18 protein-coding genes are annotated in these 21,644 nt (G+C 65.7%); 17 read left to right on the forward strand and 1 reads right to left on the reverse strand.

Annotation, left to right across the window (positions count from 1 at the left end):
- Positions 1–3: 3 nt before the first annotated feature.
- The 13 genes from rplA (at position 4) to tuf (ending at position 18,701) form a co-directional block, all read left to right on the forward strand.
- Entirely contained in the window at positions 4–702 is a 699-nt protein-coding gene (gene rplA / locus FNF32_RS06450) for a 50S ribosomal protein L1 (RefSeq protein ID WP_131673268.1), read from the forward strand.
- Between the two features lie 289 nt (positions 703–991).
- Positions 992–1,507 (forward strand): 50S ribosomal protein L10, encoded by a 516-nt coding sequence (rplJ, locus tag FNF32_RS06455; protein ID WP_131673269.1) that lies wholly within the window; start codon positions 992–994, stop codon positions 1,505–1,507.
- Positions 1,508–1,574: 67 nt separating this feature from the next.
- Positions 1,575–1,952 carry a 50S ribosomal protein L7/L12 gene (gene rplL / locus FNF32_RS06460; RefSeq protein WP_131673270.1) on the forward strand — a complete coding sequence of 126 codons (378 nt, stop codon included), beginning with the start codon at positions 1,575–1,577 and terminating at the stop codon, positions 1,950–1,952.
- Positions 1,953–2,216: 264 nt separating this feature from the next.
- The gene (gene rpoB, locus FNF32_RS06465) at positions 2,217–6,371 is read left to right on the forward strand and encodes a DNA-directed RNA polymerase subunit beta (protein WP_131673271.1); all 4,155 of its coding nucleotides are present in this window, start codon (positions 2,217–2,219) and stop codon (positions 6,369–6,371) included.
- An 86-nt stretch (positions 6,372–6,457) separates the two neighbouring features.
- Complete coding sequence (gene rpoC / locus FNF32_RS06470; protein WP_131673272.1) at positions 6,458–10,696, forward strand: DNA-directed RNA polymerase subunit beta'; 4,239 nt, start codon at positions 6,458–6,460, stop codon at positions 10,694–10,696.
- Positions 10,697–10,888: 192 nt separating this feature from the next.
- On the forward strand, positions 10,889–11,803 hold the full coding sequence (locus tag FNF32_RS06475) for a deaminase (RefSeq protein WP_131673273.1): 915 nt from the start codon (positions 10,889–10,891) through the stop codon (positions 11,801–11,803).
- Positions 11,804–11,806: 3 nt separating this feature from the next.
- Positions 11,807–12,199, forward strand: coding sequence for an Imm1 family immunity protein (locus FNF32_RS06480; RefSeq protein WP_131673274.1), 393 nt, complete (start codon positions 11,807–11,809; stop codon positions 12,197–12,199).
- Between the two features lie 356 nt (positions 12,200–12,555).
- Positions 12,556–13,398: a DMT family transporter gene (locus FNF32_RS06485; protein WP_246087711.1), complete on the forward strand. Its 843-nt coding sequence runs from the start codon at positions 12,556–12,558 to the stop codon at positions 13,396–13,398.
- The gene (locus FNF32_RS06490; protein WP_131673276.1) at positions 13,398–14,216 is read left to right on the forward strand and encodes a glycosyltransferase; all 819 of its coding nucleotides are present in this window, start codon (positions 13,398–13,400) and stop codon (positions 14,214–14,216) included. Before FNF32_RS06485 ends, FNF32_RS06490 begins: the two co-directional genes overlap by 1 nt.
- 259 nt (positions 14,217–14,475) lie before the next feature.
- Positions 14,476–14,847, forward strand: a complete 372-nt coding sequence (gene rpsL, locus FNF32_RS06495; RefSeq protein ID WP_073068257.1) for a 30S ribosomal protein S12 — start codon at positions 14,476–14,478, stop codon at positions 14,845–14,847.
- A gap of 12 nt (positions 14,848–14,859) precedes the next feature.
- Positions 14,860–15,330: a 30S ribosomal protein S7 gene (gene rpsG / locus FNF32_RS06500; protein ID WP_131673277.1), complete on the forward strand. Its 471-nt coding sequence runs from the start codon at positions 14,860–14,862 to the stop codon at positions 15,328–15,330.
- Positions 15,331–15,339: 9 nt separating this feature from the next.
- Positions 15,340–17,463 carry an elongation factor G gene (gene fusA / locus FNF32_RS06505; RefSeq protein WP_131673278.1) on the forward strand — a complete coding sequence of 708 codons (2,124 nt, stop codon included), beginning with the start codon at positions 15,340–15,342 and terminating at the stop codon, positions 17,461–17,463.
- Between the two features lie 62 nt (positions 17,464–17,525).
- The gene (tuf, locus tag FNF32_RS06510) at positions 17,526–18,701 is read left to right on the forward strand and encodes an elongation factor Tu (protein WP_131673279.1); all 1,176 of its coding nucleotides are present in this window, start codon (positions 17,526–17,528) and stop codon (positions 18,699–18,701) included.
- An 88-nt stretch (positions 18,702–18,789) separates the two neighbouring features.
- Here the strand turns inward: tuf and FNF32_RS06515 are convergent, their stop codons facing one another.
- Positions 18,790–19,383 (reverse strand): hypothetical protein, encoded by a 594-nt coding sequence (locus tag FNF32_RS06515; RefSeq protein ID WP_131673280.1) that lies wholly within the window; start codon positions 19,381–19,383, stop codon positions 18,790–18,792.
- 160 nt (positions 19,384–19,543) lie between these two features.
- Between FNF32_RS06515 and rpsJ the strand changes: the two genes are divergently transcribed.
- From rpsJ to FNF32_RS06535, 4 genes are read left to right on the forward strand one after another with little or no spacing between them, the layout of a single operon-like run.
- Positions 19,544–19,852, forward strand: coding sequence for a 30S ribosomal protein S10 (gene rpsJ, locus FNF32_RS06520; protein WP_143796536.1), 309 nt, complete (start codon positions 19,544–19,546; stop codon positions 19,850–19,852).
- 10 nt (positions 19,853–19,862) lie between these two features.
- The gene (rplC, locus tag FNF32_RS06525; protein ID WP_131673281.1) at positions 19,863–20,717 is read left to right on the forward strand and encodes a 50S ribosomal protein L3; all 855 of its coding nucleotides are present in this window, start codon (positions 19,863–19,865) and stop codon (positions 20,715–20,717) included.
- On the forward strand, positions 20,714–21,334 hold the full coding sequence (gene rplD, locus FNF32_RS06530; RefSeq protein ID WP_131673282.1) for a 50S ribosomal protein L4: 621 nt from the start codon (positions 20,714–20,716) through the stop codon (positions 21,332–21,334). The genes rplC and rplD overlap by 4 nt, the downstream gene beginning before the upstream one ends.
- Positions 21,331–21,642 (forward strand): 50S ribosomal protein L23, encoded by a 312-nt coding sequence (locus FNF32_RS06535; RefSeq protein WP_131673283.1) that lies wholly within the window; start codon positions 21,331–21,333, stop codon positions 21,640–21,642. The genes rplD and FNF32_RS06535 overlap by 4 nt, the downstream gene beginning before the upstream one ends.
- Positions 21,643–21,644: the final 2 nt, after the last annotated feature.

Genomic DNA, 21,644 nt, shown 5'->3' on the forward strand with positions numbered 1-21,644 from the left:
GTCATGGCAAAGATCGCAAAGAAGAAAGCCGCGGCCCGCGCCGCCTTCGAAGGCAAGGCGAACCTCGCGCTTGAGGAAGCCGTCGCGCTGGTCAAGGCCAATGCCACCGCCAAGTTCGACGAGACGGTCGAGATCGCGATGAACCTGGGCGTCGATCCGCGCCATGCCGACCAGATGGTCCGCGGCGTGGTCCAGCTGCCCAACGGCACCGGCAAGGACGTCCGCGTCGCCGTGTTCGCGCGCGGCCCCAAGGCTGACGAGGCGAAAGCGGCGGGCGCCGAGGTCGTGGGCGCCGAGGACCTGGTGGAAAGCATCCAGGCCGGCAACCTCGACTTCGACCGCGTCATCGCGACGCCGGACATGATGCCGCTGGTCGGCCGCCTGGGCAAGATCCTGGGCCCGCGCAACCTGATGCCGAACCCCAAGGTCGGCACCGTGACGATGGACGTGAAAACGGCCGTCGAGGCGGCGAAGGGCGGCGAAGTCCAGTTCAAGGCCGAAAAGGCGGGCGTCGTCCACGCCGGCGTCGGCAAGGCGTCGTTCGACGGCGAGAAGCTGGCGCAGAACATCCGCGCCTTCGTCGAGGCCGTGAACCGCGCCAAGCCGTCGGGGGCGAAGGGCACCTACGTCAAGAAGGTCTCGATCAGCTCGACCATGGGTCCGGGCGTGTCGCTGGACCTGACCTCGGCCACGCAAGGCTGATCTTTCCGGCAGGCCGCGGCGTCTCGCGCGCGCGGCCTGCCGCTTGCCATCCGGCCCATGCGGACGTATGAGGCCGGTTCCATCCCGGACCAGTCGATTCGGGGTGCCTGTCCGAGACGGAGGGCCGGTGCGTGAACACCGCTAAGTCCTTCCCGAGATGGAAGTCGAGCATTTTTCCGAAGGTTCCACCTTTGGGCGATCTCGGGTCCATCATTGCGGACCCGCCCGGCTGCCGCCCTGGCTGCCGGACATGAGAGCCGGGGGGAAACCCCCATACTTGGAGTGAACCGTGGATAGAGCCCAGAAAGAACAAGTGGTCGAGGAACTCGGCCAGATCTTTGCAAGCTCTGGCGTCGTGGTGGTTGCCCACTACGAGGGGATGACGGTTGCCGAAATGCAGGACCTGCGCGCGCAGATGCGCGAAGCTGGCGGGTCCGTTCGCGTCGCCAAGAACAGGCTCGCCAAGATCGCCCTTGAAGGTAGCCCGGCGTCTTCGATCGCCAGCTACCTGACGGGCATGACCGTGCTCGCCTTTTCCGAAGACCCCGTGGCTGCGGCCAAGGTCTCGGACGCGTATGCCAAGTCGAACGATAAGTTCGTCATCCTTGGCGGCGCGATGGGCGGCTCGGCGCTTGACCCGGCCGGTGTGAAGGCCGTGGCACAGCTGCCGTCGCGTGAGGAGCTCATCGCTTCGATCGTGGCCAGCATCGGTGCCCCGGCGTCGAACATCGCGGGCGCGATCGGCGCACCTGCTTCGAACATCGCGAGCATCCTCACGACTCTGGAAGAGCGCGAGGCTGCCTGAGGCAATCCCGTCCGTCGTGGGGCAGATGCCCCGACGTTGGAACAATCTTTACTGAAAGAACGGAAAAATGGCTGATCTTAAACAACTCGCCGAACAAATCGTCGGTCTGACCCTGCTGGAAGCGCAGGAACTGAAGACGATCCTGAAAGACGAATACGGCATCGAGCCGGCCGCCGGTGGCGCCGTCATGATGGCCGGCCCGGCCGCCGGTGGCGCTGCCGCCGCCGAAGAAGAAAAGACCGAGTTCGACGTCGTGCTGACCGACGCGGGCGCCAACAAGATCAACGTGATCAAGGAAGTGCGCGCGATCACCGGCCTGGGCCTGAAAGAAGCCAAGGACCTGGTCGAAGCCGGCGGCAAGGTCAAGGAAGGCGCGTCCAAGGGCGACGCCGAAGAAATGAAGAAAAAGCTCGAAGCGGCTGGCGCCAAGGTCGAGCTGAAGTAATCGACCGTGGTCCCCGCCGGGGACCCGCGCGTGAGACAGGGCAGGGTCCGGCTTATCGCCGGTCCCTGCCGAGCCCGTCTTGAAGGACGCTTGCCGGGGGCATACATAGCCTCGCTCGAGCGTCCTTCAGGGCGTGTTCGCGGTTCGGGAGCTTCGCGGTGGGACGCGGGGCACGAATGGGACCGCACCCCTGACATTCGTATGCGTGCCGCCGATCGTGCCCCGACGATCCGCCGCGCGCGTTGACGAAAGGCGAAAGACCCCATGGCGCAAGCTTATGTCGGCCAGAAGCGCATCCGGCGCTATTACGGCAACATCCACGAAGTGCTGGAGATGCCGAACCTGATCGAGGTGCAGAAGAGCTCGTACGACCTGTTCCTCGCGTCCGGCGAGGGCGGGGGCCATAACGACGGCGACGGCATCCAGGGGGTCTTCCAGTCGGTCTTTCCGGTCAAGGACTTCAACGAGACGGCGACGCTGGAGTTCGTGAAATACGAGCTCGAGCGGCCGAAATACGACGTCGAGGAGTGCCAGCAGCGCGACATGACCTATGCCGCGCCGCTGCGCGTGACGCTGCGCCTGATCGTGTTCGATGCCGACGAGAACACCGGCGCGAAGTCGGTCAAGGACATCAAGGAACAGGACGTCTACATGGGCGACATGCCCCTGATGACGCAGAACGGCACGTTCATCGTGAACGGGACCGAGCGGGTGGTCGTCAGCCAGATGCACCGCAGCCCGGGCGTGTTCTTCGACCATGACCGCGGCAAGACCCATTCCTCGGGCAAGCTGCTGTTCGCCTGCCGGATCATCCCCTATCGCGGCTCGTGGCTCGATTTCGAATTCGACGCCAAGGACCTGGTGTTCGCGCGCATCGACCGCCGCCGGAAGCTGCCGGTGACGACGCTTCTGTATGCGCTCGGCATGGACCAGGAAGGCATCATGGATGCCTTCTACGACACCGTGGACTACACGCTGCAGCAGGGCCGCAAGGGCGTTCAGGAAGGCTGGGTCACCCGGTTCTTCCCCGACCGGATGCGCGGCACCCGCCCGGCCTACGACCTCATCAACGCCGACACCGGCGAGGTCATCACCAAGGCCGGCGAGAAGGTCACCCCCCGCCTTGTCAAGAAGCTGGTCGATTCCGGCGAAGTGTCGAACCTGCTGATCCCGTTCGAGCGGATCGTGGGCCGCTTCGTCGCGCGCGACATCATCAACGAGGAAACCGGCCTGATCTATGCCGAGGCCGGCGACGAGATCACCGCGGAATACAGCAAGGACGGCACCGAACTGGTGGGCGGCCTGCTGAAAGTGCTGCTGGACAACGACATCACCAACGTGCCGGTGCTGGACATCGACCACGTCAACGTCGGTCCCTACATCCGCAACACGATGGCCGCCGACAAGAACATGAACCGCGAAGGTGCCCTGATGGACATCTACCGCGTCATGCGCCCGGGCGAGCCGCCGACCGTCGAGGCCGCCTCGTCGCTGTTCCAGTCGCTGTTCTTCGACAGCGAACGCTATGACCTGTCGGCCGTGGGCCGGGTCAAGATGAACATGCGCCTGAACCTCGACGCGCCGGACACCCAGCGCACCCTGCGTCCCGAAGACATCATCTCGTGCATCCGCGGGCTGGTTGAACTGCGCGACGGCAAGGGCGAGATCGACGACATCGACCACCTGGGCAACCGCCGGGTGCGTTCGGTCGGCGAGCTGATGGAAAACCAGTACCGCATCGGCCTGCTGCGGATGGAGCGGGCGATCCGCGAGCGGATGTCGGGCGTCGAGATCGACAACGTCATGCCCCAGGACCTCATCAACGCCAAACCGGCGGCGGCGGCGGTGCGCGAGTTCTTCGGCTCGTCGCAGCTGTCGCAGTTCATGGACCAGACCAACCCGCTGTCGGAAGTGACGCACAAGCGCCGCCTGTCGGCGCTCGGGCCGGGCGGTCTGACCCGCGAACGCGCGGGCTTCGAGGTGCGCGACGTTCACCCGACCCACTACGGCCGGATGTGCCCGATCGAGACGCCGGAAGGCCAGAACATCGGTCTCATCAACAGCCTTGCGACCTATGCGCGGGTGAACAAGTACGGCTTCATCGAAACCCCCTACCGCAAGGTCGAGGGCGGGCAGGTGACGGACGACGTGGTCTATATCTCGGCCACCGAGGAAATGCGCCACACCGTCGCCCAGGCGAACGCCACGCTGGACGCCGACGGCCGTTTCGTGGACGAGCTGGTCAGCACCCGGCAGGCGGGCGACTTCATGATGAACCCGGTCGATGCCGTGGACCTCATCGACGTGTCGCCCAAGCAGCTGGTGTCGGTCGCGGCCGCGCTGATCCCGTTCCTTGAAAACGACGATGCCAACCGCGCGCTGATGGGCGCCAACATGCAGCGTCAGGCCGTGCCGCTGCTGCGGGCCGAGGCGCCGTTCGTCGGCACCGGCATGGAAGCGATCGTCGCGCGCGATTCCGGCGCCGCCATCATGGCGCGCCGGGGCGGCATCATCGACCAGGTCGATGCCAGCCGGATCGTTGTCCGGGCGATCGAGGGTCTGGGCGCGGGCGACGCGGGCGTGGACATCTACCGCCTGCGGAAGTTCAAGCGTTCGAACCAGTCCTCGACCATCAACCAGCGTCCGCTGGTCAAGGTGGGCGAGCGGGTGCAGACGAACCAGGTGATCGCCGACGGTCCCTCGACCGACCAGGGCGAACTGGCCATCGGCCGCAACGTGGTCGTCGCGTTCATGCCGTGGAACGGCTACAACTACGAGGACTCGATCCTCGTGAGCGAGCGCATCCACCGCGACGACGTGTACACCTCGATCCACATCGACGAATACGAAGTGGCGGCCCGCGACACCAAGCTTGGCCCGGAGGAGATCACCCGCGACATCCCGAACGTGGGTGAGGAGGCGCTGCGCAACCTCGACGAGGCGGGCATCGTCTATATCGGCGCCGAAGTCGGCCCGGGCGACATCCTTGTGGGCAAGATCACCCCCAAGGGCGAAAGCCCGATGACGCCCGAGGAAAAACTGCTGCGCGCCATCTTCGGTGAAAAGGCGTCGGACGTGCGCGACACCTCGCTGCGCCTGCCGCCGGGTGCCTATGGCACGGTCGTCGAGGTGCGGGTGTTCAACCGCCACGGCGTCGAGAAGGACGAGCGCGCGCTGCAGATCGAGCGCGAGGAAGTCGAACGCCTCGCCCGCGACCGCGACGACGAGATGGCGATCCTGGATCGCAACATCTACGCCCGTCTCAAGACGCTGATCGCCGGCAAGAAGGCGGTCAAGGGTCCGCGCGGCATCCGCTCGGGGTCGGACATCGACGACGAACTGCTGGGCACGCTGAGCCGTGGCCAGTGGTGGCAGCTTGCCGTCGCCGAGGAGGACACCGCCAAGGAAGTCGAGGCGCTGAACCAGCAGTACGACGCGCAGAAGAAGGCCCTGGAAGCCCGGTTCGAGGACAAGGTGGAAAAGGTCCGCCAGGGCGACGACCTGCCCCCCGGCGTGATGAAGATGGTCAAGGTGTTCGTCGCCGTGAAGCGCAAGCTTCAGGCCGGGGACAAGATGGCCGGTCGTCACGGCAACAAGGGCGTCGTGTCCAAGGTGGTCCCGATGGAGGACATGCCGTTCCTTGCGGACGGCACGCCGGTCGACCTGGTGCTGAACCCGCTGGGCGTGCCGTCGCGCATGAACGTGGGCCAGATCCTGGAAGTGCACATGGGCTGGGCCAGCCGCGGCCTGGGCATCCAGATTAACGAGGCGCTGGAAAACTATCGGCGCGACGGTGACATGAGCCCGCTTCGCGACGCGATGAAGAACGGCTACGGCGACGACATGTACGCCGCGGACTTCGCCGACATGGATGACGACCACCTGGTCGAGCATGCGGAATCGGTGAAGGGCGGCGTTCCGATCGCCACCCCGGTCTTCGACGGCGCCAAGGAAGCCGACATCAACGACGCGTTGAAGCGCGCCGGTTTCGACCAGTCGGGCCAGTCGGTGGTCTTCGACGGCCGCACGGGCGAGGCGTTCTCGCGCCCCGTCACGGTGGGCGTGAAGTACTTCCTGAAGCTGCACCACCTTGTCGACGACAAGATGCACGCCCGTTCGACCGGTCCCTACAGCCTCGTGACCCAGCAGCCGCTGGGCGGCAAGGCGCAGTTCGGCGGCCAGCGTCTGGGCGAGATGGAGGTCTGGGCGCTGGAAGCTTATGGCGCCGCCTACACCCTGCAGGAAATGCTGACGGTGAAGTCGGACGACGTGGCGGGCCGGACCAAGGTCTACGAGTCGATCGTCAAGGGCGAGGACAACTTCGAGGCCGGCGTGCCGGAATCGTTCAACGTGCTGGTCAAGGAGGTCCGGGGTCTGGGCCTCAACATGGAACTCCTGGATGCGGAGGGGGACGAGTAACGGCGCGTTCCCGCCGCGCGCCCATCGCCGGGCGCGCGGCCCCACGCTTCGTCAATCCCCACCGCGCCACCTCATAAGGTATTCAGATGAACCAGGAACTTTCTACCAATCCGTTCAACCCCGTCGCGGCACCGCGCCAGTTCGACGAGATCAAGATCTCGCTGGCCTCGCCCGAGGAAATCCTCGCCTGGTCGTTCGGCGAGGTGAAGAAGCCCGAAACGATCAACTACCGCACGTTCAAGCCGGAACGTGACGGGCTGTTCTGCGCGCGCATCTTCGGGCCGATCAAGGACTACGAGTGCCTGTGCGGCAAGTACAAGCGCATGAAGTATCGCGGCCTCGTCTGCGAGAAATGCGGCGTCGAGGTGACGCTGCAAAAGGTCCGGCGCGAGCGCATGGGCCATATCGAGCTGGCCTCGCCCGTGGCCCACATCTGGTTCCTCAAGTCGCTGCCCTCGCGCATCGGCCTGATGCTGGACATGACGCTGCGCGATCTGGAACGCATCCTCTACTTTGAAAACTACGTGGTCATCGAGCCGGGTCTGACCGACCTCAGCTACGGCCAGCTGCTGTCCGAGGAAGAGTTCCTCGACGCGCAGGACCAGTTCGGCGCCGACGCCTTTACCGCCAACATCGGCGCCGAGGCGATCCGCGAGATGCTGGCCAACATCGACCTGCAGGCGACCGCCGACCAACTGCGCGAGGAGCTGAAGGAAGCCACCGGCGAGCTGAAGCCCAAGAAGATCATCAAGCGGCTGAAGATCGTCGAGTCGTTCCTGGAATCGGGCAACCGTCCCGAGTGGATGGTGATGACGGTCATCCCGGTCATCCCGCCCGAACTGCGCCCGCTGGTCCCGCTGGACGGCGGCCGGTTCGCCACGTCCGACCTGAACGACCTCTACCGCCGGGTCATCAACCGCAACAACCGCCTGAAGCGCCTGATCGAACTGCGCGCGCCCGACATCATCGTCCGCAACGAAAAGCGGATGCTGCAGGAATCGGTCGATGCGCTGTTCGACAACGGCCGTCGCGGTCGCGTCATCACGGGCAACAACAAGCGCCCGCTTAAGTCGCTGTCGGACATGCTGAAGGGCAAGCAGGGCCGGTTCCGCCAGAACCTTCTAGGCAAGCGCGTGGACTTTTCGGGCCGCTCGGTCATCGTGACCGGGCCGGAACTGAAGCTGCACCAGTGCGGGCTGCCCAAGAAGATGGCCTTGGAGCTGTTCAAGCCGTTCATCTATTCGCGGCTGGAAGCCAAGGGCTATTCGTCCACCGTCAAGCAGGCCAAGAAGCTGGTCGAAAAGGAACGCCCCGAGGTCTGGGACATCCTGGACGAGGTGATCCGCGAACACCCGGTGCTGCTGAACCGCGCGCCGACGCTGCACCGTCTGGGCATCCAGGCGTTCGAGCCGATCCTGATCGAAGGCAAGGCGATCCAGCTGCACCCGCTGGTCTGTTCGGCCTTCAACGCCGACTTCGACGGCGACCAGATGGCCGTGCACGTCCCGCTGAGCCTCGAGGCGCAGCTGGAAGCGCGCGTCCTGATGATGTCCACGAACAACGTGCTGTCGCCCGCCAACGGCGCGCCGATCATCGTGCCGTCGCAGGACATGGTCCTTGGCCTTTACTACACCACCATGCAGCGCGACGGCATGCCCGGCGAGGGGATGGCGTTCGGCAGCGTGGACGAGGTCGAGCACGCGATGGCCGCGGGCGCGCTGCACCTGCACGCCAAGATCACCGCGCGACTGACCCAGATCGACGAGGACGGCAACGAAGTCGTCGAACGGTTCGAGACGACCGCCGGCCGGATCCGTCTGGGCGCGCTTCTGCCCAAGAACGCCAAGGCGCCGTTCAGCCTGGTCAACCGCCTGCTGCGCAAGAAGGACGTCCAGAACGTCATCGACACCGTTTACCGCTACTGCGGGCAGAAGGAATCGGTGATCTTCTGCGACCAGATCATGGGCATGGGCTTCCGCGAGGCGTTCCGCGCCGGCATCTCGTTCGGCAAGAACGACATGGTCGTCCCCGACAACAAGTGGGACATCGTGGGCGAGGTCCAGGACCAGGTGAAGGAGTTCGAGCAGCAGTACCTCGACGGCCTCATCACCCAGGGCGAGAAGTACAACAAGGTCGTGGACGCGTGGTCGAAGTGCAACGACCGCGTGACGGAATCGATGATGTCCACGATCTCGTCCAGCAAGCGCGACGAGAACGGCGCCGAGGCGGAACCCAACAGCGTCTACATGATGGCGCACTCGGGCGCCCGGGGTTCGGTCAGCCAGATGAAGCAGCTTGGCGGGATGCGCGGCCTGATGGCCAAGCCCTCGGGCGAGATCATCGAGACGCCGATCATCTCGAACTTCAAGGAAGGTCTGACCGTTCTTGAATACTTCAACTCGACCCACGGCGCCCGGAAGGGTCTGTCGGACACCGCGCTGAAGACCGCGAACTCGGGCTACCTGACTCGCCGTCTGGTGGACGTGGCGCAGGACTGCATCATCCGCGACCACGACTGCGGCACCGACCGGGCGATTACCGCGTCGGCGGCCGTCAACGACGGCGAGGTCATCGCGCCGCTGAGCGAGCGCATCCTGGGCCGTGTCGCGGCCGAGGACGTGCTGGTCCCGGGTTCGGACGAGGTCATCGTCGCCCACAACGAGCTGATCGACGAGCGCAAGGCCGATGCCGTGGAAGCGGCCGGCGTGACGACCGTCCGCATCCGCTCGGCGCTGACCTGCGAATCCGACGACGGGATCTGCGCGCTGTGCTACGGTCGCGATCTTGCCCGCGGGACGCTGGTCAACATCGGCGAGGCGGTGGGCATCATCGCCGCGCAGTCGATCGGCGAACCCGGCACGCAGCTGACGATGCGGACCTTCCACATCGGCGGTATCGCGCAGGGCGGTCAGCAGTCGTTCGTCGCGGCGAACCAGGACGGCACCGTGAAGTTCGAGAACACGGCCGTGCTGGAAAACGCGGGCGGCGAGCTGATCGTGACCAGCCGGACGATGCAGCTGCATGTCCTGAACGACCAGGGCACGGCGCTGGCCACGCACAAGCTGTTCTACGGCTCGAAGCTGCTGGTCCGCGACGGCGACAAGGTCGCGCGGGGCGGCAAGCTGTTCGAATGGGACCCCTACACCCTGCCGATCATCGCCGAGAAGGCCGGTATCGCGCGCTTCGTCGATCTTCTGTCGGGCCTTTCGGTCCGGGATGAGACCGACGACGCGACCGGCATGACCCAGAAGATCGTCACGGACTGGCGGTCGGCGCCGAAAGGCAACGACCTCAAGCCCGAGATCATCGTCATGGACGAGAACGGCGAGCCGGTCCGCAACGAACAGGGCAACCCGGTCAGCTATCCGATGTCGGTGGACGCGGTGCTGTCGATCGAGGACGGGCAGGAAATCCGCGCGGGCGACGTGATCGCGCGGATCCCGCGCGAGGGCGCACGGACCAAGGACATCACCGGGGGTCTTCCCCGCGTGGCGGAACTGTTCGAGGCGCGCCGTCCCAAGGACCACGCGATCATCGCGGAAATCGACGGCACGGTGAAGTTCGGCAAGGACTACAAGAACAAGCGCCGGATCATGATCCAGCCCACCGACGAGACCCTTGAGCCGGTCGAATACATGGTGCCGAAAGGCAAGCACATCCCGGTGCAGGAAGGCGACTTCGTGCAGAAGGGTGAGTACATCATGGACGGCAACCCCGCCCCGCACGACATCCTGCGGATCATGGGGATCGAGGCCTTGGCCGACTACCTGATCGACGAGGTGCAGGACGTCTATCGACTGCAAGGTGTGAAGATCAACGACAAGCACATCGAGGTGATCGTCCGCCAGATGCTGCAGAAGATCGAGATCCTCGACAGCGGCGACACCACGCTGCTGAAGGGGGAACACATCGACCGCGAGGAGTTCCAGGAAGAGAACGCCAAGATCGAGGCCCGCGGCGGCCGCCCCGCACAGGGCGAGCCGGTCCTGCTCGGCATCACCAAGGCGAGCTTGCAGACGCGCAGCTTCATCTCGGCGGCGTCGTTCCAGGAAACCACGCGGGTGCTGACCGAGGCGTCGGTCCAGGGCAAGCGCGACAAGCTGGTGGGCCTCAAGGAAAACGTCATCGTCGGCCGGCTGATCCCGGCCGGCACCGGCGGCGCGACGCACCGGATCAACGCCATCGCCGAGGGCCGCGACAAGGATGTCATCGAGATGCGCCGGGCCGAAGCCGAGGCCGCGGCGGCGCTGGCGGCCCCGGTCCAGTCCTCGCCCGAGGTGCAGGCGATGAACATCGACGACGTGATCACCTCGCCCGAGGAATGATCGCTTCGGCATGATCGATAAGGGGGCCCGGCGGCGACGCCGGGCCCTTTTTCGTGCCGCGCCGGGTCCGGCGTCATCGTCCTGGGGATCGGCAATCAGCCGCCGATCCGGTGTTAGCGAGCCCGATTGTCACACAAGCGGCGCCGTCAGTTGTTAACCTTTCCACGAATCGCCAATCGCGGAGCACGCAAGATGGTCAACCCGATCAGGCAAGGTGGCAACGTCCCGGCCCGCCCGGCGCCCGAGCCGCACGCACCGACCGCCAACCAGCCGGGCAGCCCGCAACGCTCGACCCCGCAGGGGATCGACAGCGACCTTGCGCTGGACCTGACGCAGATCGGTCTCGACATCGTCGGGATCTTCGATCCGACGCCGGTGTCGGACGGGGCCAATGCGCTCATTTCGCTGGGTCGGGGCGACTTCCTGGGCGCGGCGCTGTCGGGCGTGGCGATCATCCCCGGGGTCGGGGACCTCGCCAAGTTCGGCAAGCTCGGCCGCTATGTCGAGACGCTGGGCAAGATCGCGGACAAGGCGGCCGGCAACCCGGCGGTCAAGAACGCGCTGGAAGGCGCGATGGGCAAGATCGCAAAGGCGCTGCAGGACATCCCGCAGGGGCTTCTCGACAAGCTGCCGCAGGGCGTGAAGGACAGCGTGCAGGGCCTCAAGGACGCGGTCGCGCGGTTCGACAAGGCGCCGGGCCAGCTGCTGGGCCGCGCCCACGGCATGACCGAACTTGCGGCGGAACGCGCGCGCCGTGGCCTGCCCGCCGCCGGATCGGCCGGCGACACTTCGACCACTGCCATGCTGCGGCTTCGCGGCGAGAACTATTTCGGCGTCAACAGCAGCGTCCAGAACCCGCGCACCAACGTGACGCTGGACCGCGTGAATGCGCAGACCCGCACCCACGCCGAGGCCGACGTGATCCAGCAGGGCCTGAACGGCACCGCGCGGATGAACGGCGGCCGGGCCGAGATGTGGGTGGACCGCGACCTGTGCCGGTCGTGCGGCCAGAACGGCGGCATGCGCTCGCTGGCGCGCAACCTTGGCGTGGACGAGCTTGTCGTCCATAGTCCGTCCGGCACGCAGACTTTCACCCCGACGCGGTAGGCAATGCAGGCTTATATCGAACGTTTCGAAGGGACTTCGGTCCTGACCGACAACCGCGAGATCGCGACCGCCGACGACGCGGCGGCTGCACTGGACCAGCTGGACGGGCGCGAGGTGACGTCGATCACCTATGAGCGCGGCGAGGGCGCGAACCTGATGGTGTCGGGCGGGCCCGGCGCTTATCTGGCGAGCCTGTGGGACGACGAGGCCGGCGAGGGCTGGGTCGCCGAGGAAAAGGGCCCGGGCGAGACCGGCGAGGTCGAGGTCGTCTCGGCCGGTCAGTCCGTCCTGGTTCCCGCCAACCAGGTCCTGTCGCGCGGCCGCGTGGCCGAGATCGTCACGGCCTATGTCGCCGATGGCAGCCGCACCGCCGCGGTGGACTGGGCCGCGAACTGATCCGCAGCTGATCGGACCGGCGCCGCTCGGCCCCCGGGCGGGGCGCCGACCCAGTCGGTCACCGCTTGCGCAGCAGCCGGGCGAAGGGTAGCGGTGGCCGACCCGGGTTTTCGGGCATGCTCAGCTGCGATGGTGCCGAAGTGCGAAGGTCGGTCGAACGAGTGACGCGGGGTGCCCGGTCGGGGGTTGTCCTGCCGGGGCGGGTTGCGCCGGCGTTTCCCCCGACAAGCCGCAGCCGCCGCCCCGTGACCTGACCCATGCGCGCGCCGCTCCTCTCCGTCAGTCGCCGTTTGCGTCCGGCCTCCGCGCCCCGCGCCCGCACGCGCGAGGGGGACAACCTGCACGGCGCGGCGCTGATGGTGATTTCGACCATCGCCTTCACCACCAACGACTCGCTCATCAAGCTAGCCAGCCAGACCCTGCCGCTGTCGCAGGCGATGCTGATCCGCGGCGTGATGATCCTGGCGCTGCTGTCGCTGGTCGCGCGCCGCGACGGCGGTGTTCTCTGGTGGCCGCATGCGGCGCGGGATCGCCTCGTGCTGGTGGCGCGCGCGGCGGCCGAGGTCGGGTCCACGGTGCTGTACCTCAAGGCGCTGCAGTCGATGCCGCTGGGAACGCTGGTGGCGATCCTGCAATCGCTGCCGCTGCTCATCATGCTGGCGGCCGCCGTCGTCTATCGCGAACGGCTGGGGGCGCGGCGGCTTGCGGCGGTGGGCGTGGGGATGATCGGCGTGGCGATGATCGTCCGCCCGGGATCGGCGTCCTTCGACGTCTGGTCGCTGGTCGCCATGGGATCGGTCGTCCTGATCCTCGTGCGCGACCTGCTGACCCGCGCGCTGGGACCGGAAATCCAGACCAGCACCATCGCGTTCCAGGCGGCGCTCGCGGTCACGCTGATCTCGCTGGTGATGCCGACCGAGCCGTGGCGGATGCCCGCCGCGGGCGAGCTTGGGCTGCTGGCGCTGGCGGCGGCGTTCCTGACCGTGGGCTACATCGCGGGCGTGGCGACGATGCGGGTGGGCGAGGTCGGGTTCGTGTCGCCGTTCCGCTATGTCTCGCTGATCTCGGCCGGAACGCTGGGGTTCTTCATCTTCGGCGAGCGGCCGGACGGGATGACGCTGATTGGCGCGGCGCTGATCGCGGCGGCGGGCCTGTATTCGATCTGGCGCGAACAGCGGCTGCGGCGGGTCGCCGGCTGATGCGGGTGCAGGTCCTCGGACTGTGCCGGTTTTCCTATCTGGGCGGTGGCGGGTTCCAGACCGATCATCCGACGATCGAGGAGCGGCGGGCGTATCTTTACGACCCCGCCCGCCTGGCCCGCCGCTGGTTCTGGTTCGAGCATGTGGCGCTGCCCGGCCTGCTGGCCCAGACCGACCCGGATTTCACGCTGGTCGTGATGACCGGCCCCGATCTGCCCGCGCCCTTGCTGGACCGGCTGCGCGACCTGGCCGCGACGGCGCCGCAACTGCGGCTGGCGCTCGTCGATCCGGTCGAGGCGCATCTGGACGCCTGCTTGCAGGCGATCGCGCCCCATGTCGAGGCGGAGGCGGACGTGATCGCCCATTTCCGGCACGACGACGACGACGCGGTGGCCGTGGACTACGTCGCCAAGGCGCGGGCCGATTTCGCGCTGGCCCAGCCGGTGTTCCGCCGCTCGCGCAGGGTGTCGATCGACTATCCGCGCGGCTTCGTCCTGACCGCCGACGCGGGCGGGATCGCGGTCCAGCCGCGCATGATCGCCAACGCCTCGGCCGCGCTGACGATCTATCTCAAGCCCGACGTGCGGCGGACGGCCGTGCATTTCCCGCATTGGAAGCTGGCGCTGAGCATGCCGGGGCTGGTCCTGCCGGCGCAGCCGCGCTTCGTGCGGCTGATCCACGGCGACAACGATTCGGGCGCGGTCGGCGCGGGCTACGAATGGCCGGTGCCCGCGGACGGTGTGGACGCGATCCTGGCCGACCGGTTCCGCATCGACCTGCCGGCGCTGCGGGCGGGGGCCGCGACGCTGCCCGGCTGACGGCGCGCACACCCCTGCGTTGACAGCACCGGCGATTCTCCCTATATGCGCCAGCACCCGACGGGAAACCGTGGGGTGCCCAGAACCTTTCCGTGGTCACGATCCGGGCCGAACCAGCCCCGATCCTCTGGATTTAGGCCCGTCCATCCCGCGCGCGGGGTCGGATGGGTTTGGCGTTTTGCGATGGGCGCAGAATGCTGTCGAGAAGTAGCGCACCACAGCCCGGGTGCGAGTATCGCAAAGCAAGGCGGGGAACCGAATGCCGACGATCCAACAGCTGATCCGCAAACCGCGGCAGCCGAAAGTGCAGCGATCCAAATCGCAGCACCTTCAGGGAAACCCTCAGAAGCGCGGCGTTTGCACGCGCGTCTATACCACGACGCCGAAAAAGCCGAACTCGGCCATGCGGAAAGTCGCCAAGGTGCGGCTGACCAACGGGTTCGAGGTCATCAGCTACATTCCCGGTGAAAAGCACAACCTGCAGGAACACAGCGTCGTGCTGATCCGCGGCGGCCGGGTGAAAGACCTTCCCGGTGTGCGCTACCACATCCTGCGCGGTGTTCTGGATACCCAGGGCGTCAAAGATCGTCGTCAGCGTCGTTCGAAATACGGCGCCAAGCGTCCGAAGTGAGGGTTTAGATAGATGTCCCGTCGTCACGCCGCTGAAAAGCGCGAAGTCCTGCCCGACGCCAAGTATGGCGATCGCGTGCTGACCAAATTCATGAACAACCTGATGGTCGATGGCAAGAAATCCATCGCCGAAACGATCGTCTACAACGCGCTCGACCGCGTTCAGACCCGCCTCAAGCGCGAGCCGATCGAGGTCTTTCACGAGGCCCTCGACAACGTGAAACCCTCGGTCGAGGTGCGCTCGCGCCGCGTCGGCGGTGCCACCTACCAGGTCCCGGTCGAAGTGCGTCCGATCCGCCGCGAGGCGCTCGGCATCCGCTGGCTGATCGACGCCGCCAAGAAGCGCAACGAGAACACCATGGAAGAGCGCCTTGCGGGCGAGCTTGCCGATGCCGTCAACAACCGCGGCACCGCGGTGAAGAAGCGCGAAGACACCCACAAGATGGCCGACGCTAACAAGGCGTTCAGCCACTACCGCTGGTAAGGAAAGCTCATGGCACGCGAATATCCGCTTCCGCGCTATCGCAACTTCGGGATCATGGCCCACATCGACGCGGGCAAGACCACGACAACCGAGCGCATCCTTTATTACACCGGCAAGTCCCACAAGATCGGCGAAGTGCACGAAGGTGCCGCGACGATGGACTGGATGGAGCAGGAGCAGGAGCGGGGGATCACCATCACCTCTGCTGCCACCACCACCTTCTGGCAGCGTCAGGAAGACCCGTCGACCGACACCGCGTCGGCCACCAAGTACCGCTTCAACATCATCGACACCCCCGGCCACGTGGACTTCACCATCGAGGTCGAGCGTTCGCTGGCGGTGCTTGACGGCGCGATCTGCCTGCTGGACGCCAACGCCGGCGTCGAGCCGCAGACCGAAACCGTCTGGCGCCAGGCCGACCGCTACAAGGTTCCGCGGATCGTGTTCGTCAACAAGATGGACAAGATCGGCGCGGACTTCTTCAAGTGCGTCGAGATGATCAAGGACCGCACCGGCGGCACACCGTGCCCGATCGCGCTGCCGATCGGCGCCGAGGACAAGCTGGAAGGCATAGTCGATCTGGTGAAGATGGAAGAGTGGGTCTGGAAGGGCGAGGATCTGGGCGCGTCCTGGATCCGCCAGCCGATCCGCGAAGAGCTGCAGGACCTCGCCGAAGAATGGCGCGGCAAGATGATCGAACTCGCGGTCGAACAGGACGACGCCGCGATGGAAGCCTATCTCGACGGCAACGAACCCGACGTCGACACCCTGCGCGGCCTGCTGCGCAAGGGCACGCTGTCGCTGTCGTTCTTCCCGGTGACGGCCGGCTCGTCCTTCAAGAACAAGGGCGTGCAGCCGCTGCTGAACTCGGTCATCGACTACCTGCCGGCCCCGACCGATGTTCCCGACCTGCTGGGCTTCGCCCCCGACGACGAGACGGAAACCCGCAACATCGTCCGCAAGGCCGAGGACACGGAACCCTTCTCGGCGCTGGCGTTCAAGATCATGAACGACCCCTTCGTCGGCTCGCTGACCTTCACGCGCATCTATTCGGGCGCGCTGAAGAAGGGCGACCAGATGATGAACTCGACCAAGGGCAAGCGCGAGCGCGTCGGCCGCATGATGATGATGCACGCCATCAACCGCGAGGAAATCGACGAAGCCTTCGCGGGCGACATCATCGCGCTGGCCGGTCTGAAGGAAACCACGACCGGGGACACGCTCTGCGATCCCAACAAGGCGGTCGTGCTTGAAACGATGACCTTCCCGGAACCGGTGATCGAGATCGCCGTGGAACCGAAATCCAAGGCCGACCAGGAAAAGATGGGCCTCGCCCTTCAGCGCCTGGCTGCCGAAGACCCCTCGTTCCGCGTCGAGACCGATCTGGAATCGGGCCAGACCATCATGAAGGGCATGGGCGAACTTCACCTCGACATCCTCGTCGACCGCATGCGTCGCGAGTTCAAGGTCGAGGCGAACATCGGCGCCCCGCAGGTGGCCTACCGCGAGACCATCTCGCAGCCGGCGGAAATCGACTACACCCACAAGAAGCAGACCGGCGGCACGGGCCAGTTCGCCCGCATCAAGCTGCAGATCGACCCGACCGAACCCGGCGAAGGCTACACGTTCGAATCCAAGGTCGTCGGCGGTGCGGTGCCCAAGGAATACATCCCGGGTGTCGAAAAGGGGATCAAGTCGGTCATGGACTCCGGTCCGCTGGCGGGCTTCCCGGTCATCGACTTCAAGGTCGCGCTGATCGACGGCGCCTACCACGACGTCGACTCGTCGGTGCTGGCGTTCGAGATCGCGTCGCGCGCGGCAATGCGTGAGGGCCTGAAAAAGGCCGGCGCGAAGCTGCTGGAACCGATCATGAAGGTCGAGGTGGTCACGCCCGAGGAATACACGGGTTCGATCATCGGCGACCTGACCAGCCGTCGCGGCATGGTCCGCGGGCAGGACAGCCGCGGCAACGCCAACGTCATCGACGCGATGGTCCCGCTGGCCAACATGTTCGGCTACATCAACAACCTGCGCTCCATGTCCTCGGGCCGCGCGGTGTTCACGATGCAGTTCGACCACTACGACGCCGTGCCGCAGAACATCTCGGACGAGATCCAGAAGAAATACGCCTGATGCGCCTGGGCGGGGGTCGTTCCCCGCCCGGCCTTCACCAGACATTTTGAAGGAGCTTTGCAATGGCAAAGGCAAAATTCGAACGGACGAAACCGCACGTCAACATCGGGACGATCGGTCACGTCGACCACGGCAAGACGACGCTGACGGCGGCGATCACGAAGTACTTCGGCGAGTTCCGGGCCTACGACCAGATCGACGGCGCGCCCGAGGAAAAGGCGCGCGGGATCACGATCTCGACCGCGCACGTGGAATACGAATCGGACACCCGCCACTACGCGCACGTGGACTGCCCCGGCCACGCCGACTACGTGAAGAACATGATCACCGGCGCGGCGCAGATGGACGGCGCGATCCTGGTCGTGAACGCTGCCGACGGCCCGATGCCGCAGACGCGCGAGCACATCCTGCTGGGCCGCCAGGTCGGCATCCCCTACATGGTCGTCTACCTCAACAAGGTCGACCAGGTGGATGACGAAGAGCTGCTGGAGCTGGTCGAGATGGAGGTGCGCGAGCTGCTGTCCTCCTACGACTACCCGGGCGACGACATCCCGATCGTCAAGGGCTCGGCCCTGGCGGCGATGGAAGGCCGCGACGCCGAGATCGGCGAGAACTCGATCCGCGCGCTGATCGCGGCGGTCGACGAATACATCCCGACGCCCGAGCGCGCCGTGGACCAGCCGTTCCTGCTGCCGATCGAGGACGTGTTCTCGATCTCGGGCCGCGGCACGGTGGTGACCGGCCGGATCGAGCGCGGGGCTGTGAACGTCGGCGACGAACTGGAGATCGTGGGCATCCGCGACACCAAGAAGACGACCTGCACCGGCGTCGAGATGTTCCGCAAGCTGCTGGATCGCGGCGAGGCGGGCGACAACGTCGGCGTCCTGCTGCGCGGCATCGACCGTGATGGCGTGGAACGTGGGCAGGTGCTGTGCAAGCCGAAATCGGTGAACCCGCACACCAAGTTCGAGGCCGAGGCCTATATCCTGACCAAGGAAGAAGGCGGCCGCCACACGCCGTTCTTCGCGAACTACCGCCCGCAGTTCTACTTCCGCACGACGGACGTGACCGGGACGGTGAAGCTGCCCGAGGGCACCGAGATGGTGATGCCGGGCGACAACCTGAAGTTCGAGGTCGAGCTGATCGCCCCGATCGCGATGGAAGAGAAGCTGCGGTTCGCCATCCGCGAGGGCGGCCGCACCGTGGGCGCGGGCGTGGTGTCGAAGATCATCGCGTAAGCTAAGGGGGGGGCGTCCTGGCGGCGCCCCACCGCAACGATGCAAAGCCCGTCCTTGGAAGGGACAGGTAGTTTTCTGACTTGGGCGTTTAAGTGGCCAGGACTTTCGTCATTCTCACGCTAATGACGGAAGGTCCGCCGCCCTGACGGACCAGTGTGCCTCCGGAGAACTGTTCAAACTCCCAGCTATCAAATAGTGTCAAGGAACCCGTTTTCTCGTCGGCACTCAGCGCGACCGAGTAGTGCGTAAAGTCATCGCCCTCGAAATACACGATCACGCCCTTGTTCTTACTCAGCAAATTCGCCACGGACTCAATCGTGGCGGGCGAGACTTCCTTGAACTTTGGGCCCCCAAGTTGGGTCGAGAGCCAGATCAAGTCCATCGCGTCCAAACCCTCGGTAACGGTTTTCACGAGGTCGCCCTCGGTATCACTCGCAACAGCGTGGAGGGCGCGGACGAAAAATTCCGCCTCGACGGAAAGACCATCTTCCTCAACATCTCGAGGATCGGTTTCTACATCGCGCTGTAACCGTTGAAGGTTCATGAGGGCGTAGATACCACATAGCGCGTCAACGTCACCCTGGCGTACGGGAACTGGCAAATCTGATCCTCCGTTCATCAGCTCGATGAATTGTGAAACCGTTAACACGCAGTTGTTGACAAGGATAGTGCAGCGCTCCATACACCCCCATCGCCGCCGGTCCCCACAGAATCGGTTGCATCCGCCAGGGCCGCCCGCTATGGGGGCGGCCTTGCGGTTTTTCTATACCAAGGTCCGATGCTGGCGCCGCGTGGTGTGTCGTCAGCCTCTCGACTGAAATCCCCGAAAGAGGGATGCTTTGATGCAAAGCCAGACCATTCGTATCCGGCTCAAGGCGTTTGACTATCGCGTGCTCGATGCCAGCACGCTGGAAATTGTCAACACCGCCAAGCGGACCGGCGCGCAGGTGCGCGGCCCGATCCCGCTGCCGAACAAGATCCAGAAGTTCACCGTACTTCGCGGCCCGCACATCGACAAGAAATCCCGCGACCAGTGGGAAATCCGCACGCACAAGCGCCTGCTGGACATCGTCGATCCCACGCCGCAGACCGTGGACGCCCTGATGAAGCTCGACCTCGCCGCCGGCGTGGACGTCGAGATCAAGGTCTGAGGGGGTCATCATGCTGCGGACTGGTCTTATCGCCAAGAAGCTGGGCATGACCCGGCTGTTCCTGGAAGACGGGCGTCAGGTGCCCGTTACCGTTCTTCACCTCGACAACCTGCAGGTCGTCGCCCAACGCACCGCCGAGCGCGATGGCTATGTCGCCGTCCAGCTGGGCGCGGGCGAGGCGAAGGCCAAGCGCGTGTCGGCGCCGATGCGCGGCCACTTCGCGAAAGCGAACGTCGCCCCCAAGCGCAAGATCGCCGAGTTCCGCGTCGCCGCGGAGAACATGATCAACGTCGGTGAGGAAATCACCGCCGACCACTACTTCGCCGGGCAGTACGTCGACGTGGCCGGCACCTCGATCGGTAAAGGCTTCGCCGGTGCCATGAAGCGGCACAACTTCGGCGGCCTGCGCGCCTCGCACGGTGTGTCGGTCAGCCACCGCTCGCACGGCTCGACCGGGCAGTGCCAGGATCCGGGCAAGGTGTTCAAGGGCAAGAAGATGGCCGGCCACATGGGCGCCGTGCGCGTGACCACGCAGAACCTGCAGGTCGTCCGCACCGATGCCGACCGTGGGCTCATCATGGTCAAGGGCTCGGTCCCCGGCTCCAAGGGTGGCTGGGTCACGATCAAGGATGCCGTCAAGAAAGCGGTCCCCGAGAACGTGATCTACCCCGCCGGCCTGCGCTCGATGGCAGAGGAAGCTCGCCGTCTGGCCGAGGAAGCCGCCGCTGCCGCCGCCGCCGAAGAGGAAGCCGCGCGTCAGGCCGCCGCCGAGGCCGAAGCCGCCGCGATCGCCGCTGCCGAGGCTGAAGCCGCGAACGCTCCTGCCGCCGACGCCGACGCCGCGCCCGAAGGAGACAAGGAATGAAACTCAACGTGATTTCTCTGTCCGCGGGCACCGCCGGGGACATCGACCTGTCCGACGAGATCTTCGGGCTGGAGCCGCGCGCGGACCTTCTGCACCGTGTGGTCCGCTGGCAGCGCGCGAAGGCGCAGCAGGGCACGCACTCGACCCTCGGCAAGTCCGACGTGTCGTATTCGACCAAGAAGATCTATCGCCAGAAGGGCACCGGCGGCGCACGCCACGGGTCCCGCAAGGCGCCGATCTTCCGCAAGGGTGGCGTCTACAAGGGCCCGGTCCCGCGTTCGCATGCGTTCGACCTGCCCAAGAAGGTGCGCGCGCTTGGCCTCAAGCACGCCCTGTCGGCGAAAGCCGCGTCGGGTGAGCTGGTGATCCTCGACAACCTCGACTTCGGCGCCGCCAAGACCGCGGCGGTGGCGAAGGCGGTCAAGGAACAGGGCTGGAAGCGCGTCCTGGTCATCGATGGCGCCGACGTGAACGAGAACTTCGCCCGCGCCGCCCGCAACCTGGAAGGCGTGGATGTGCTGCCCTCGATGGGCGCCAACGTCTATGACATCCTCAAGCGCGACACGCTGGTGATCACGCGCGCGGGTGTCGAAGCCCTGGAGGCTCGACTGAAATGAGCGCGACGGATCGCAACAAGCCCGAGCATTACGACGTGATCGTCAAGCCGATCATCACCGAAAAGGCGACGCTGACCGGCGAGACCTCGAACGCAGTGGTGTTCCAGGTCGCGAAATCGGCCACCAAGCCGATGATCAAGAACGCGGTCGAGGCGCTGTTCGGCGTCAAGGTGAAGGCGGTCAACACCACCATCACGAAGGGCAAGACCAAGCGTTTCCGCGGCCGCCCCGGCGTCCGCAGCGACGTCAAGAAAGCCTACGTCTCGCTGGAAGCCGGCAACACGATCGACGTGAACACCGGTCTTTGACG

This window comes from Paracoccus marinus, assembly GCF_007018965.1.
Classification (GTDB): Bacteria; Pseudomonadota; Alphaproteobacteria; order Rhodobacterales; family Rhodobacteraceae; genus Paracoccus; species Paracoccus marinus.

Coding starts and splice junctions, on each gene's coding strand:
- rplC (WP_131673281.1), top strand. CDS start 19,863: ATGCTGCGGACTGGTCTTATCGCCAAGAAGCTGGGCATGACCCGGCTG.
- rplD (WP_131673282.1), top strand. CDS start 20,714: ATGAAACTCAACGTGATTTCTCTGTCCGCGGGCACCGCCGGGGACATC.
- FNF32_RS06535 (WP_131673283.1), top strand. CDS start 21,331: ATGAGCGCGACGGATCGCAACAAGCCCGAGCATTACGACGTGATCGTC.
- rplA (WP_131673268.1), top strand. CDS start 4: ATGGCAAAGATCGCAAAGAAGAAAGCCGCGGCCCGCGCCGCCTTCGAA.
- FNF32_RS06515 (WP_131673280.1), bottom strand. CDS start 19,383: ATGGAGCGCTGCACTATCCTTGTCAACAACTGCGTGTTAACGGTTTCA.
- rpoB (WP_131673271.1), top strand. CDS start 2,217: ATGGCGCAAGCTTATGTCGGCCAGAAGCGCATCCGGCGCTATTACGGC.
- FNF32_RS06490 (WP_131673276.1), top strand. CDS start 13,398: ATGCGGGTGCAGGTCCTCGGACTGTGCCGGTTTTCCTATCTGGGCGGT.
- FNF32_RS06475 (WP_131673273.1), top strand. CDS start 10,889: ATGGTCAACCCGATCAGGCAAGGTGGCAACGTCCCGGCCCGCCCGGCG.
- tuf (WP_131673279.1), top strand. CDS start 17,526: ATGGCAAAGGCAAAATTCGAACGGACGAAACCGCACGTCAACATCGGG.
- FNF32_RS06480 (WP_131673274.1), top strand. CDS start 11,807: ATGCAGGCTTATATCGAACGTTTCGAAGGGACTTCGGTCCTGACCGAC.
- rpsL (WP_073068257.1), top strand. CDS start 14,476: ATGCCGACGATCCAACAGCTGATCCGCAAACCGCGGCAGCCGAAAGTG.
- fusA (WP_131673278.1), top strand. CDS start 15,340: ATGGCACGCGAATATCCGCTTCCGCGCTATCGCAACTTCGGGATCATG.
- rpsJ (WP_143796536.1), top strand. CDS start 19,544: ATGCAAAGCCAGACCATTCGTATCCGGCTCAAGGCGTTTGACTATCGC.
- rpoC (WP_131673272.1), top strand. CDS start 6,458: ATGAACCAGGAACTTTCTACCAATCCGTTCAACCCCGTCGCGGCACCG.
- FNF32_RS06485 (WP_246087711.1), top strand. CDS start 12,556: ATGGTGATTTCGACCATCGCCTTCACCACCAACGACTCGCTCATCAAG.
- rpsG (WP_131673277.1), top strand. CDS start 14,860: ATGTCCCGTCGTCACGCCGCTGAAAAGCGCGAAGTCCTGCCCGACGCC.
- rplL (WP_131673270.1), top strand. CDS start 1,575: ATGGCTGATCTTAAACAACTCGCCGAACAAATCGTCGGTCTGACCCTG.